Source organism: Enterobacter cloacae complex sp. BZL2005 (assembly GCF_049238885.1).
GTDB lineage: Bacteria > Pseudomonadota > Gammaproteobacteria > Enterobacterales > Enterobacteriaceae > Enterobacter > Enterobacter roggenkampii.
Genome location: NZ_JBMKGI010000009.1, coordinates 48,602 through 62,151 on the forward strand (window position 1 = coordinate 48,602; position 13,550 = coordinate 62,151).

A 13,550-nucleotide genomic window follows, 5' to 3' on the forward strand; every position below is an offset into this window, starting at 1 on the left:
TAAACAGGTGCGCGGTAGAGTCTCTGCCTCACTCTTTTGCACAAAAAAACCAATGCCTCATTTTTTTATTGACCGCCCTATTTTCGCCTGGGTCGTGGCGCTGTTTATCGTCCTGACGGGTCTCCTGTCTATTCCTCGTTTGCCGGTTGCGCAGTATCCGGCGGTGGCACCGCCGGGCATCATTATTTCCGTCAGTTACCCGGGGGCCAGCCCCGATATCATGAATACGTCGGTGGTATCGTTAATCGAGCGCGAAATCTCTGGCGTAGATAATTTGCTCTACTTCGAATCATCCAGCGACACAACCGGTTCGGCGTCTATTACCGTCACGTTTAAACCCGGCACGGACATCAAGCTGGCACAGATGGATCTGCAGAACCAGATTAAGATCGTCGAGCCTCGTCTTCCTCAGGCGGTAAGACAAAACGGCATTAACGTCGAGGCCGCTAATTCTGGATTTTTAATGATGGTGGGGCTGAAGTCCACCAGCGGTCAATTCGAGGAAGCCGACTTAAGCGACTATTTTGCCCGAAACGTCAGTGACGAGCTTCGTCGCGTGCCCGGCGTAGGGAAAGTTCAGCTGTTTGGCGGCGAAAAAGCGCTGCGTATCTGGTTGGATCCGATGAAGCTCCACAGCTACGGCCTCTCGGTGAGCGACGTACTTGCTGCTGTTGGCCAGCAAAATGCCCTGGTTTCGCCCGGCAAAACGGGAGATGAACCAGCATCTGCGGGACAAGGCGTAACGTATCCCATCACCGTGAAGGGGCAACTCACTTCGGTAGAGGCGTTCAGAAACATCACCCTGAAATCAGATGCATCGGGCGCGAGGCTGAAACTGTCCGACGTCGCGCGCGTTGAGTCCGGCCTGCAAAGTTACGCTTTCGGTATCCGCGAAAATGGCGTGCCCGCAACGGCTGCGGCAATCCAGCTCTCGCCGGGTGCCAACGCAATGAGTACAGCTTCAGGCGTACGCGCGCGCATCGACGAGCTTTCCCAGGTGTTACCGGAAGGAATGGCGTTTACGGTTCCCTTCGATACCGCGCCGTTTGTGAAACTGTCTATCATGAAGGTGGTTCAGACCTTTGTAGAAGCAATGGTCCTGGTCTTCCTGGTGATGCTTCTGTTTCTGCACAAGATACGCTGTACGCTTATCCCGGCGATTGTTGCTCCCGTCGCACTTCTTGGCACCCTCACGGTGATGTTATTGAGCGGATACTCCATCAATATTCTGACGATGTTTGGCATGGTGCTGGCAATAGGGATTATCGTTGATGATGCCATTGTGGTTGTGGAGAACGTCGAACGACTGATGGCGGAAAAAAGCCTCTCCCCACGGGACGCTACCCGGCAGGCCATGCAGGAGATCGCCCCGGCGATTATCGGGATCACGCTGGTGCTCACTGCCGTCTTTATCCCCATGGGGTTTGCTGAGGGTTCGGTCGGGATTATCTATCGACAATTTTGTATTTCTATGGCGGTCTCCATACTGCTGTCCGCGTTTCTGGCCCTGACGCTAACGCCAGCCCTGTGCGCAACGTTACTCAAGCCGCACAAGGCAGGAAAGAGTGGAAGTGGAAGGTTCGCGGCCAGGTTTAACGCGCGCTTCCGTTTGCTCACCGTCTGTTACGAAGCCGGGCTGGGTGCCGTTCTGAAGCGAACCGGGCGTATGCTGCTCCTGTACGTTGCGCTCTGCACGGCGCTGTTTGTTGGATTGTCTTCGTTACCGTCGTCCTTTCTGCCGGATGAAGATCAGGGCTACTTTATGTCCTCTATCCAACTGCCTTCTGATGCCACGATGCAGCGCACCCTCGACGTGGTCAAAAAATTTGAAGCGGAAATTGCGGCCCGGCCGGACATTGAAAGCAACATTATGATCCTGGGGTTTGGCTTTTCAGGTTCAGGACCGAATTCGGCTATGGCCTTCACCACGCTGAAGGACTGGAAAAATCGGCAGGGCTCGACGGCTCAGGATGAAGCCGACCACATACAGGCCAGCATGGCGAACGTCTCTGATGCCGTCACGATGAGCCTGCTCCCGCCGGCCATTTCGGATATGGGCACCTCCTCGGGCTTCACATGGTACGTTCAGGACAGAGCGGGAGCGGGCTATGACGCTCTAAAGAGGGCCGCCGACGCGCTGGTTCTGCAGGCTAATCAACGCCCTGAACTCAGCGATGTCTATATAGACGGTCTGCCGGAAGGAACCAGCCTTGCGCTCCAGGTTGACCGGGAAAAGGCGGAAGCGATGGGCGTCTCATTCGATGATATCAACCAGACGCTCTCCGTCACCCTGGGCTCAAATTACGTCAACGACTATACGAACAACGGCCGCGTTCAACAGGTGATTATTCAGGCCGATGCCCCTTACCGAATGCAGCCCGAGCAGATACTGAAACTATCAGTGAAAAACCGGATGGGTGAGATGGTGCCGGTATCATCGTTTGCGACGATCTCCTGGAGCGTTGCGCCGCAGCAGTTGACGCGCTACCAGGGTTATTCTGCTATACGGATTACCGGAAGTGCGGCGTCAGGCGTATCCAGCGGCACCGCAATGAAGGCCATGGAGGGCTTGTCCAGGAGCCTGCCTCAGGGCATGGCGGGTGAGTGGGCCGGGAGTTCGTTGCAGGAGAAAAAATCGGAATCGCAGCTTCCGGGCCTGATCGCCCTGTCGATACTGGTCGTGTTTATGGTGCTCGCCGCCCTGTATGAGAGCTGGTCTATTCCTTTTGCGGTCATGCTGGTTGTTCCACTGGGCCTTATCGGCGCGGTGATAGCGGTGTTTGTTGCCGGTATGACCAATGACGTGTTCTTTAAGGTCGGTCTGATTACGCTCATCGGCCTGTCGGCCAAGAACGCCATTCTGATTGTGGAGTTTGCCAGGCAGCTGCATCGCGAAGGGCAACCCCTGCTGGCGGCGACCATTCATGCCGCCAGTCAGCGTCTGCGCCCCATTCTGATGACATCGTTAGCCTTTACCTTAGGAGTTGTTCCTCTGATGCTGGCCAGTGGTGCAAGCGACAGTACGCAGCATGCCATCGGTACCGGCGTATTTGGCGGCATGATTAGCGGTACGCTTCTCGCGATCTTCTTCGTACCGGTTTTCTTTATCGTTATTGCGCGCTTCATCGGCAGCATCAGGAAAGCATGAACACCCTTGCGGGATCGCGCCTCCTCGCTGGTTGGATGAGGCGAAGCTGTTGCCGGATGATATACTGGACGAATGCTGAAATTTCGCGCCCCCGCGAGTCCGCGGCGCATTCTTCGGGGCATGCGACTTCGGAGAAGTGCGAGAAATATCGTGACACAAAGGGCCGTGAGTGGGCTATAATTTCGAGCTAATTTCGAATGATTTTGAAATACTGCCTGTAACGCTATGAATTACAAGGCAAAATAAGCAATGAATATAAGGATTAAAGCTATGGGTTTTCTTTCCGGTAAGCGCATTCTGGTGACTGGCGTTGCCAGCAAACTGTCCATCGCATACGGCATCGCACAGGCAATGCATCGCGAAGGCGCTGAGCTGGCGTTCACCTACCAGAACGACAAGCTGAAAGGCCGTGTTGAAGAGTTTGCCGCGCAGCTGGGTTCCAGCATTGTTCTGGAATGTGACGTTGCACAAGACGAAAGCATCGACGGCATGTTTGCTGAACTGGCAAAAGCATGGCCGAAATTCGACGGTTTCGTTCACTCCATCGGCTTCGCGCCTGGCGACCAGCTGGACGGCGACTACGTGAACGCGGTAACCCGTGATGGCTTCAAAATCGCGCACGACATCAGCTCCTACAGCTTCGTTGCGATGGCGAAATCCTGCCGCGCGATGCTGAACCCGGGCGCAGCCCTGCTGACCCTGTCCTACCTGGGCGCAGAACGTGCGATCCCTAACTACAACGTTATGGGACTGGCTAAGGCGTCTCTGGAAGCCAACGTACGCTACATGGCGAACGCAATGGGTCCTGAAGGCGTGCGTGTTAACGCCATCTCTGCGGGTCCTATCCGCACCCTGGCCGCTTCCGGTATTAAAGATTTCCGTAAAATGCTGGCACACTGCGAAGCGGTTACCCCGATTCGTCGTACCGTTACCATTGAAGATGTGGGTAACTCTGCAGCATTCCTGTGCTCTGACCTTTCCGCGGGTATCTCCGGCGAAGTGGTTCACGTTGACGGAGGCTTCAACATCGCTGCAATGAACGAGCTGGAAATTAAATAAGTTATGACTCTCTTCCCGCCCGGGAAGAGAGTATTTCCCCCCGCGTCACCCCTTCGTTATTCCGTTCTGCTATTTGTTATCACCTAACAATATTTTTCCCTTTATCAGCCTTACGCCAGGATATTGATCGCCATTTTGAGATCAAGGAACGCACATGGAACAACGCCGTTTTTCCGGCAAAGGCCACTGGTATCATGAAACCCAGTCAAACCACGCGCAGACGGATGTTCTGCCCCTGGTGCCCGAAGCCGCTAACGTCGACGATCGTTTTTTGCTCGATTTAGCCCTGCCTGATGAGATTGTCGCCGCCTGTTCTGGCTGGCTTACCCCTGCCAGAGCCTTATGCCACCAGCTGTTTCCGCTCTCAATTCCCGTGAACCGACTGCATACGCTCAGCGCTTACGATCGGCTCAGTACCGCGCTAACGGTCGCTCAGTCCTGCGGCGTTCAGCGGCTCTGTAACCACTACGCCGCCCTCCTCGCCCCGCTTCCCGGCCCGGACTCCTCGCGCGAAAGCAACCGCCGCCTGGCACAGATCACCCAGTATGCCCGCCAGCTCGCCAGCTCACCTGATGTCATTGATGATAAAGCCCGGAACCAGCTTGATGAGGTGGGCCTGTCCACGTACGACATCGTGGTGATTAACCAGATTATCGGCTTTATCGGTTTTCAGGCGCGCGTGGTCGCGATTTTTCAGGCGCTGTTGGGACACCCTGTTCGCTGGTTGCCGGGGCACCATATTCAGCCGCACACGCTTCCCGCGAGCCACGATGCGTGGATGCCGCTTTTACCCGTCGTCGAACTGCGCTACGCGAATGCGCATCAGCTGGAGTCCCTCTCCCGCTGGCAGGCCGAACCCGCGCTCGAGGCGTTGACGCCGGTGCTTTGTCATGAGCCGACGCTGCTCGACCTGACCGGAGAAATCCTGTTAAACAGCCGCGCGGAGATCCCGCAGACGTCACCCGCACTTTCGGCAGCGGTCGAACTGCTGACCCGCTCGCCGGACCGCTTCAGTGCCGCACAGTTTACCCCGCTCACGGATCAAGGACTCCAGGGCGAATATGCCATCACGCTGCTTACCCAAAGTGCGTTTGATGGCTGGCTTAATCGTCTGAAAGTGGCGTTTGGTAAAGAGGAATAACCACACTCATTACCCAAAGACCGCTTGCTGAGACAGTGAGAATCGCGTAAAACTGTCAGCCGCTCAATGGCTACGAAAATAGAACATTATGTTTCAGGACAACCCGCTGCTAGCGCAGCTTAAACAGCAACTGCATTCCCAGACGCCGCGTGCAGAAGGGGTCGTAAAAGCCACGGAAAAGGGCTTTGGCTTCCTTGAAGTTGACGCGCAGAAAAGCTACTTCATTCCGCCACCGCAGATGAAGAAAGTGATGCATGGCGACCGCGTCATGGCCGTCATTCATACCGAAAAGGAACGTGAGTCCGCCGAGCCGGAAGAACTGATCGAACCGTTCCTGACCCGCTTTGTGGGCAAGGTGCAGCGAAAAGACGATCGTCTTTCTATCGTGCCGGATCATCCTCTGCTGAAAGATGCCATTCCCTGCCGCGCCGCCCGTGGCGTTGAGCATGATTTTAAAGAAGGTGACTGGGCCGTAGCAGAAATGCGCCGTCATCCTCTGAAGGGCGATCGCGGTTTTTATGCGGAACTGACCCAGTTCATTACCTTTGGCGCCGATCATTTCGTGCCATGGTGGGTTACGCTGGCACGCCACAATCTTGAAAAAGAAGCGCCGAACGGCGTGGCAACCGAGATGCAGGACGAAGGTCTGACGCGTCGCGATCTCACCGCGCTGGAGTTTGTCACCATCGACAGCGCCAGCACCGAAGATATGGACGATGCGCTCTACGCTGAAGAGAGCGCCGACGGCAAACTGCACCTCACCGTTGCCATTGCCGATCCCACCGCCTGGATTGTTGAAGGCAGCAAGCTTGACGAAACGGCGAAAATCCGTGCGTTCACGAACTACCTGCCGGGCTTCAACATCCCAATGCTGCCGCGTGAACTGTCAGACGATCTCTGCTCGCTGCGTCCGAATGAAGTGCGTCCGGTCCTTGCCTGCCGCATGACCATTGCCGCGGATGGCGCGATTGAAGACGATATCGAGTTCTTTGCTGCCACCATCGAGTCGAAAGCCAAGCTGGCCTACGATAACGTCTCCGACTGGCTGGAAAATACCGGTAGCTGGAAACCAGAATCAGACGCCATTGCCGCGCAGATCCGTCTGCTGCATCGCATCTGTCTGAACCGCGGCGAGTGGCGTCAAACCCATGCGCTGGTGTTCAAAGATCGCCCGGATTATCGATTTGTTCTGGGTGAGAAAGGCGAAGTGCTGGATATCGTGGCCGAGCCGCGACGCATTGCGAACCGCATCGTTGAAGAAGCGATGATTTCCGCCAACATCTGTGCCGCACGCGTGCTGCGCGACAAGCTGGGCTTTGGTATTTACAACGTCCATACCGGCTTCGATCCGGCGAATACCGAAGCGCTGGCGGCCCTGCTGAAGAATCACGACGTGCACGTCGATCCGGAAGAAGTGCTCACGCTGCCGGGCTTCTGCAAGCTTCGCCGCGAACTGGACGCGCAGCCATCGGGCTTCCTGGACAGCCGCATTCGTCGCTTCCAGTCCTTCGCTGAAATCAGCACCGAGCCTGGCCCGCACTTTGGTCTCGGCCTCGAAGCCTATGCGACCTGGACGTCACCGATCCGTAAGTATGGCGATATGGTTAACCACCGTCTGCTGAAAGCGATTATCAAAGGCGAAACCGTTGCCCGCCCTCAGGAGGAGACCACGCTGCAGATGGCCGATCGTCGCCGTCTGAACCGCATGGCAGAACGTGACGTTGGAGACTGGCTGTACGCGCGCTTCCTGCAGGATAAAGCCGGTACGGATACCCGTTTCGCCGCCGAGATCATTGATATCAGCCGCGGGGGGATGCGCGTCCGTCTGGTCGATAACGGTGCTGTCGCGTTTATTCCTGCGCCATTCCTGAATGCTGTTCGTGATGAAATGGTCTGTAGTCAGGAAAACGGTACGGTGCAAATTAAAGGTGAAACAGTTTACAAAGTCACCGACGTGATTGACGTCACTATCGCTGAAGTCCGTATGGAAACCCGCAGTATTATCGCGCGTCCTGTCGCCTGATAACCTGTTCAATTGTCGGTCATTTCCTTTCCGGAAAGGCCGACAATTTTTCTTTTTATCCCCGCCACAAAATCATTATTTTTTCTTACTATTTTCAGCCTCTCCTCGCCCAAATTCGCCATAATTATCTACAGTAAAAGAGTGTTGTTATATTCGGTTACGTGAATTTTTATACGCTTAGTATCCTTTTAAATCTGACTCGTTTTATTATAAGAATTCAGGGAAAAACAATAAGTTCACTTCGGTTTCGCCGCTGCTTCTCAACGGAAAAGTCGGCTGCAAATGAATAATTGGTGCGCGACTGAACAGCTGCGGGAGAAAACATGATGGACGATCTGGAGCAGAATTTGCTGTTTCGCTACATGGGAACCCACAGCCCATGGTGGCGCTTGTCAGCTGACAGCAACGCTCTGCACCTTGCCGCCAGTGAAAATGCCGATGTCACTCAGGTGATTGCGCTGGACGACGATCAGGCCGATCTCATCCGTCATTTAACCGTTATTACCTCCAGCATTTCCATGACGCTCTCGTTATTCGGGGAAGATGTCCCGGTTCACCTTGTAGGCCGTAAAATTACCCGTAACGAGTGGGCCGGTACGGCTTCCGCCTGGAACGATACACCCTCCGTGGCGCGCGACCTGGCTCAGGGACTCTCTTTTGCGGAACAGGTGGTGTCAGAGGCTAACTCCGTGATTGTTATTCTCGATCAGAACGGCAATATTCAGCGTTTTAACCGGCTGAGCGAAGAGTATACCGGCCTCAAAGAGCAAGAAGTGATTGGCCAGAACGTGTTTAAGCTCTTTATGAGCCGCAGCGAAGCGGCTGCCTCAAAGCGCAATATTACCGGTTTCTTCCGCAACGGCAGCTCCTACGAAGTCGAACGCTGGATCAAAACGCGTAAAGGGCAACGACTGTTTCTGTTCAGAAACAAATTCGTTCACAGCGGCAGCGGTAAAAATGAAATTTTCCTTATCTGTTCCGGTACAGATATTACCGAGGAACGCCGCGCTCAGGAGCGGCTGCGCGTGCTGGCCAATACCGATACCATCACCGGCTTACCAAACCGCAATGCGATCCACGACCTGATCTCTGACGCCATCAGTCACCGCGGCGACACGCAGGTTGGCGTGGTGTATCTCGACCTGGATAACTTTAAAAAGGTCAACGACGCTTACGGGCATATGTTTGGCGATCAGCTGTTACAGGCTGTCGCGCTCGCCATTTTGAGCTGTCTTGATGAGGGACAGGTGCTGGCACGACTTGGCGGAGATGAGTTTATCGTCATGGCCACCCATACTTCTCAGGGCTCTCTGGAAGCGATGGCGTCGCGCATTTTAACCCGCCTGCGCCAGCCGTTCCGAATCGGCCTGATCGAAATTTACACCGGCTGTTCCCTGGGCATCGCCCTCGCCCCGCAGCACGGTAACGACCGGGAAAGCGTCATTCGTAACGCCGATACCGCCATGTACACCGCTAAAGAGAACGGCCGGGGCAAGTTCTGCGTCTTCTCGCCCGAGATGAACCAGCGCGTGTTTGAGTATCTCTGGCTGGATACCAACCTGCGTAAGGCGCTGGATAACGACCAGCTCCTGATCCACTACCAGCCTAAAATCACCTGGCGCGGAGAGGTCAGAAGTCTTGAAGCGTTGGTCCGCTGGCAATCGCCCGAACGCGGGTTGATCCCACCGCTGGAGTTTATCTCTTATGCCGAGGAGTCAGGGTTGATTGTGCCGCTGGGCCGCTGGGTGATGCTGGATGTGGTTCGCCAGGTGGCGAAATGGCGCGATAAGGGAATTAACCTGCGCGTGGCCGTGAACGTCTCTGCGCGTCAGCTGGCCGACCAGACTATCTTTAGCGACTTAAAGCAGGCGCTGAAGGATCTGAACTTTGAATACTGCCCGGTCGACGTCGAATTAACCGAAAGCTGTCTCATCGAGAACGAAGAGCTGGCGCTCTCCGTGATCCAACAGTTCAGCAGGCTGGGGGCGCAAATTCATCTCGACGATTTTGGTACCGGATACTCCTCCCTTTCTCAGCTGGCCCGCTTCCCTATTGACGCCATAAAACTCGATCAATCGTTCGTCAGGGATATTCATAAGCAGTCCATCTCCCAGTCTCTGGTGCGCGCCATCGTCGCGGTGGCGCAGGCGTTAAACCTGCAGGTGATTGCCGAAGGGGTCGAAAATGCAAAAGAAGACGCCTTTCTGACCAAGAACGGCGTCAACGAACGGCAGGGTTTTCTGTTTGCTAAGCCGATGCCCGCTGCCGCATTCGAGCGATGGCTAAAACGATATCAGGCGCGGAAACAACATTAACTGGCTTTACGCAACCCCGCCGCGTGATGGCGGTTTTGCAGCATGACCAGACGCTCCATGTAGGCAATATCTTTCGGTTCCAGGCAGAAAGCCGCGTCAACCCAGTCTTCCGTGATGTCCATCAATTCACTGCGCGGCAATTGCAGAACGCGCGTACGGGCGCGCAGCATCGCTCTTACGCCATTCAGTTTTGGCCGTAGCGTGTCGATGAAGGTTCGTGTGGAGACATAGCTTTGTCCGGGTTCAAACAGGAGATCCACCAGGCCATGCTGTTCGTACCATTCCGCCGTATGGGATTCCCCCTTGTAGATGAGTTCCTCCGCCAGCTTCATTCCTGAACGGCGAGCTACCAGAGAATATCCCCCCATGCCCGGGAACAGGTTAAAAGCAATCTCGGGAAAACCTAAACGTGCATCGCGCTGCGCCAGAACGAAATGGTGCGCAAGAGCGGCCTCAAACCCGCCCCCTAACGCGCTGCCTTCGACCATGGCCAGCGAGATGGCCCCCGTATCAAACCCCCGGGAGGCCGCATGCACGCAATCGACACAGGCGCGCGCATAGGCCCGTAACGCTTCACGTCGACCGTGCTGAATGCACTCGACGAAAAACTGCAGGTCACCGCCCACATTGTACATCTCAGGCACCAGCGATCCGGTCACCCAAAAATCGACCGCAAAACCAGACTGGCGGACGAGCCATGAAAGGTTCATGATCTCCTCTATTAACGCATGGTTGAAGCAAGGACGTGGCTGAGCCCGCAACATCATCCAGACTGTATGTCGCTCTGCCTCGTAATAGCCTGACAGCTGGGTGAACCGTTCAGTATCGGTAAACAGTGTGCAGGTAGGCTGATTGATAACTGTCATAGTCTAATTCCTCTTATAAAAAAGCGCGTTGCGCGCAGTTTTAGACTAATCCACTCAATAAGCCCGCAGCATGAGGGGGAATAATTTTATCACTTCCGTTTATGTAATTTGGTTATTGCATTTTTTCCCTTCTCTTTTGAAGCCAATTTCTGCATCATTGAAAATATTAACTTTTCGCGCCTGGGGTGAGATTATGTCAACTATTGACGCACAAGCTGTAGCACAACGAATTGATACCGTGCTGGATATCCTGGTGGCGGGCGATTATCACTCTGCTATCCGTAATCTTGAGATCCTGAAGTCTGAACTTCTTGCTCAGAATGGCGCTGACGATGCGCCCGAAAACAGACAGCCAAAAGCGCCGTGGGAAGTTTAACCCCCACCGTTTCCGACCTCGTTTCGCTTTATTAAATGGATGCTATGAATTCCCGACAACAACTCATTTTGCAGATGGTCATCGATCAGGGACGCGTAAGCGTAGTCGATCTCGCTAAAACCACTGGCGTTTCTGAAGTCACCATCCGTCAGGATCTTAATCTGCTGGAAAAACAGAGCTACCTGCGTCGCGCGCACGGCTATGCGGTCCCGCTGGACAGTGATGACGTTGAGACGCGCATGATGAACAACTACGCGCTCAAACGTGAACTGGCGGAATTTGCTGCGTCCCTGGTGAACAACGGCGAGACCGTCTTTATTGAAAACGGCAGCAGTAATGCCCTTCTGGCGCGAACGCTTGCCGATCAAAAAGACGTCACCATTATCACCGTCAGCAGCTATATCGCGCATTTACTTAAAGAGACGCGCTGCGAGGTGATTCTGCTGGGCGGCATCTATCAGAAAAAAAGTGAAAGCATGGTTGGCCCGCTGACCCGTCAGTACGTCCAGCAGGTTCATTTCAGTAAGGCCTTTATCGGGATTGACGGCTGGCAGCCGGAGACAGGCTTTACCGGCCGGGATATGATGCGCTCTGACGTGGTGAATGCCGTACTGGAAAAAGAGTGCGAAGCCATTGTGCTCACCGACAGCTCTAAATTTGGTGCCGTTCACCCTTACACGATGGGTCCCGCTTCACGCTTTAGCCGCGTGATTACCGATGACCGTTTGAGCGAAGCGCATCGCAATAAACTCGAAGAGAGCGGTTTGATCGTCAATATTATTAAAGCCAACGCCTGATTTCCCTCCGCGCCCGTATTTCGGGCGCACACGTCTTTCTCTGAGATGATTCTTAACCCTGCTTTAAGAGTTTTTACCTGTTTAACCTGCCCTAAAGTCGTAAAATTACTATTAGCGATATAACAGGAAGTGACTATCACCTGCGTGATGAAGTAACGCCTGCGCGACCAGCTTTCACGGGGAAAAGAATTAAGTATTCGATTAGTCTATACTTAACGTGTACATCTTTCCGTGAATCGATAATTCAGGAGAAAGTATTATGACCTTAACCAGCAAAAAATTAGCCGCCGCTGTTCTGGCAATCACTGTCGCTATGTCCCTGAGCGCATGCTCTAACTGGTCTAAACGTGACCGTAACACCGCGATTGGTGCCGGTGCCGGCGCTCTCGGTGGTGCAGTATTAACGGATGGTAGTACGCTGGGTACATTAGGTGGCGCTGCTGTCGGTGGTATTATCGGTCACCAGGTTGGCAAATAACTATTATCTAAGCCTTCCTCGATATTGCGATATTTAAACGCATTTCAGGTCTGACATACGCACGTATATAACACGAGCCACGGCATTTGCCGTGGCTCATTTATTTTAGCCGCCTGCCAGTTTGACTTTCATGCCTTTGGCTTCGAGCAGTGATTTAATTAAATCACGTTTATCACCCTGGATTTCGATAATGCCGTCCTTCACGGCCCCGCCGCATCCACATTTCTTTTTCAGCTCGGCAGCCAGCTTTGTCAGTTCAGCATCATCCAGATCAATACCGGAAATAAGGCAGACCCCTTTCCCCTTACGTCCGCTGGTCTGACGCTGAATGCGCACGATACCGTCCCCCTTCGGACGTTCCACTTTGGCTTTCGGTTCGTCGATACGCCCGCTCTCGGTTGAGTAGACCAGACGGCTGTTGGAATCGGTCATTACGCCCCCTTTTTCAGCGATGCATTGATAGCATTAAGCGTCTCAGCCGGGTTTGCAGACTGCGTCACCGGACGTCCAATGACCATATAGTCAACGCCCGCCGCCAGCGCCTGCTCAGGCGTCATGATGCGGCGCTGATCGCCCACGTCGCTGCCCGCAGGACGGATCCCCGGCGTAACGAGTTTAAAATCCTGGCCCAGCGCTGATTTGAAACGTACCGCTTCCTGCGCGGAGCAGACTACGCCATCCAGGCCGCACTGCTGCGTCAGACGGGCGAGACGTTCGGCATGTTCCGCAGGTGACAACGTCACGCCAAGGTCGCGTAAATCATTTTCGTCCATACTGGTCAGCACGGTGACGGCGATAAGCAGCGGCGCGTCGTTACCGAACGGCAGGAGCGCCTCACGGGCAGCGGTCATCATTCTTGCCCCACCCGACGCATGGACGTTGACCATCCATACGCCCAGCTCGGCGGCTGCAGCAACGGCGTGGGCCGTGGTGTTCGGAATATCATGGAATTTGAGGTCGAGGAAAACGTCAAAGCCGCGCTGTTGCAGATCGCGAACGATTTGCGGTCCAAACAGCGTGAACATCTCTTTGCCAACTTTCAGGCGGCAATCGCGAGGGTCGATACCGTCGACAAACGCCAGTGCAGCGTCACGCTTATTGTAATCAAGCGCAACAACAACAGGAGAATCCGTAATTACGCGGGAAGTGGAGGATGTAACAGACGTCATGACCAGCCCTTTTCGTCTATGGGCGCGCAGCGGCGCGGAACAGATAAACGGCCAGCATTCTACCTGCCGACGCCGCAAATTGACAGAATCCATTTATCTGCCTGCCAGGCCGGCAAACCGCACGGTGCTCAGAAAACGTTAAATACCATCAGTATGTTGTAACTAAAATTAAGGCTTT

11 protein-coding genes are annotated in these 13,550 nt (G+C 54.5%); 8 read left to right on the forward strand and 3 right to left on the reverse strand.

Features of this window, described 5'->3' with window-relative positions:
- Positions 1 to 52: 52 nt before the first annotated feature.
- From ACOTXI_RS15855 to pdeR, 5 genes are all read left to right on the forward strand, one after another.
- Positions 53 to 3,148, forward strand: a complete 3,096-nt coding sequence (locus tag ACOTXI_RS15855) for a multidrug efflux RND transporter permease subunit (RefSeq protein ID WP_058653303.1) — start codon at positions 53 to 55, stop codon at positions 3,146 to 3,148.
- 270 nt (positions 3,149 to 3,418) lie between these two features.
- On the forward strand, positions 3,419 to 4,207 hold the full coding sequence (fabI, locus tag ACOTXI_RS15860; RefSeq protein ID WP_003856831.1) for an enoyl-ACP reductase FabI: 789 nt from the start codon (positions 3,419 to 3,421) through the stop codon (positions 4,205 to 4,207).
- 154 nt (positions 4,208 to 4,361) lie between these two features.
- Entirely contained in the window at positions 4,362 to 5,348 is a 987-nt protein-coding gene (locus ACOTXI_RS15865) for a CMD domain-containing protein (RefSeq protein ID WP_058653305.1), read from the forward strand.
- 88 nt (positions 5,349 to 5,436) lie between these two features.
- Positions 5,437 to 7,371, forward strand: a complete 1,935-nt coding sequence (locus ACOTXI_RS15870) for an exoribonuclease II (protein ID WP_058653306.1) — start codon at positions 5,437 to 5,439, stop codon at positions 7,369 to 7,371.
- A 323-nt stretch (positions 7,372 to 7,694) separates the two neighbouring features.
- Positions 7,695 to 9,686 (forward strand): cyclic di-GMP phosphodiesterase, encoded by a 1,992-nt coding sequence (gene pdeR, locus ACOTXI_RS15875; protein WP_021240293.1) that lies wholly within the window; start codon positions 7,695 to 7,697, stop codon positions 9,684 to 9,686.
- On the opposite strand, the gene ACOTXI_RS15880 is transcribed toward pdeR, so the two are convergent.
- A complete protein-coding gene (locus ACOTXI_RS15880) occupies positions 9,683 to 10,552 on the reverse strand; it encodes a crotonase/enoyl-CoA hydratase family protein (RefSeq protein ID WP_008501218.1) in 870 nt (289 codons plus the stop codon). The two genes, pdeR and ACOTXI_RS15880, sit on opposite strands and share 4 nt — an antisense overlap.
- Before the next feature lie 193 nt (positions 10,553 to 10,745).
- Between ACOTXI_RS15880 and ACOTXI_RS15885 the strand changes: the two genes are divergently transcribed.
- From ACOTXI_RS15885 to osmB, 3 genes are all read left to right on the forward strand, one after another.
- Positions 10,746 to 10,928, forward strand: a complete 183-nt coding sequence (locus ACOTXI_RS15885) for a hypothetical protein (protein ID WP_021240294.1) — start codon at positions 10,746 to 10,748, stop codon at positions 10,926 to 10,928.
- A gap of 44 nt (positions 10,929 to 10,972) precedes the next feature.
- On the forward strand, positions 10,973 to 11,725 hold the full coding sequence (locus ACOTXI_RS15890; RefSeq protein ID WP_058653308.1) for a DNA-binding transcriptional regulator YciT: 753 nt from the start codon (positions 10,973 to 10,975) through the stop codon (positions 11,723 to 11,725).
- Positions 11,726 to 11,984: 259 nt separating this feature from the next.
- On the forward strand, positions 11,985 to 12,203 hold the full coding sequence (gene osmB / locus ACOTXI_RS15895; protein WP_008501216.1) for an osmotically-inducible lipoprotein OsmB: 219 nt from the start codon (positions 11,985 to 11,987) through the stop codon (positions 12,201 to 12,203).
- 105 nt (positions 12,204 to 12,308) lie between these two features.
- Here the strand turns inward: osmB and yciH are convergent, their stop codons facing one another.
- Positions 12,309 to 12,635, reverse strand: a complete 327-nt coding sequence (yciH, locus tag ACOTXI_RS15900) for a stress response translation initiation inhibitor YciH (protein ID WP_023344329.1) — start codon at positions 12,633 to 12,635, stop codon at positions 12,309 to 12,311.
- Positions 12,635 to 13,372, reverse strand: a complete 738-nt coding sequence (pyrF, locus tag ACOTXI_RS15905; RefSeq protein ID WP_058653434.1) for an orotidine-5'-phosphate decarboxylase — start codon at positions 13,370 to 13,372, stop codon at positions 12,635 to 12,637. The genes yciH and pyrF overlap by 1 nt, the downstream gene beginning before the upstream one ends.
- Positions 13,373 to 13,550 lie beyond the last annotated feature (178 nt).

Bases quoted from the DNA above. Each gene is read 5' to 3' on its own strand.
- yciH (WP_023344329.1), bottom strand. From the start codon at position 12,635: ATGACCGATTCCAACAGCCGTCTGGTCTACTCAACCGAGAGCGGGCGT.
- fabI (WP_003856831.1), top strand. From the start codon at position 3,419: ATGGGTTTTCTTTCCGGTAAGCGCATTCTGGTGACTGGCGTTGCCAGC.
- ACOTXI_RS15890 (WP_058653308.1), top strand. From the start codon at position 10,973: ATGAATTCCCGACAACAACTCATTTTGCAGATGGTCATCGATCAGGGA.
- ACOTXI_RS15865 (WP_058653305.1), top strand. From the start codon at position 4,362: ATGGAACAACGCCGTTTTTCCGGCAAAGGCCACTGGTATCATGAAACC.
- ACOTXI_RS15885 (WP_021240294.1), top strand. From the start codon at position 10,746: ATGTCAACTATTGACGCACAAGCTGTAGCACAACGAATTGATACCGTG.
- ACOTXI_RS15880 (WP_008501218.1), bottom strand. From the start codon at position 10,552: ATGACAGTTATCAATCAGCCTACCTGCACACTGTTTACCGATACTGAA.
- pdeR (WP_021240293.1), top strand. From the start codon at position 7,695: ATGATGGACGATCTGGAGCAGAATTTGCTGTTTCGCTACATGGGAACC.
- ACOTXI_RS15870 (WP_058653306.1), top strand. From the start codon at position 5,437: ATGTTTCAGGACAACCCGCTGCTAGCGCAGCTTAAACAGCAACTGCAT.
- osmB (WP_008501216.1), top strand. From the start codon at position 11,985: ATGACCTTAACCAGCAAAAAATTAGCCGCCGCTGTTCTGGCAATCACT.
- ACOTXI_RS15855 (WP_058653303.1), top strand. From the start codon at position 53: ATGCCTCATTTTTTTATTGACCGCCCTATTTTCGCCTGGGTCGTGGCG.
- pyrF (WP_058653434.1), bottom strand. From the start codon at position 13,372: ATGACGTCTGTTACATCCTCCACTTCCCGCGTAATTACGGATTCTCCT.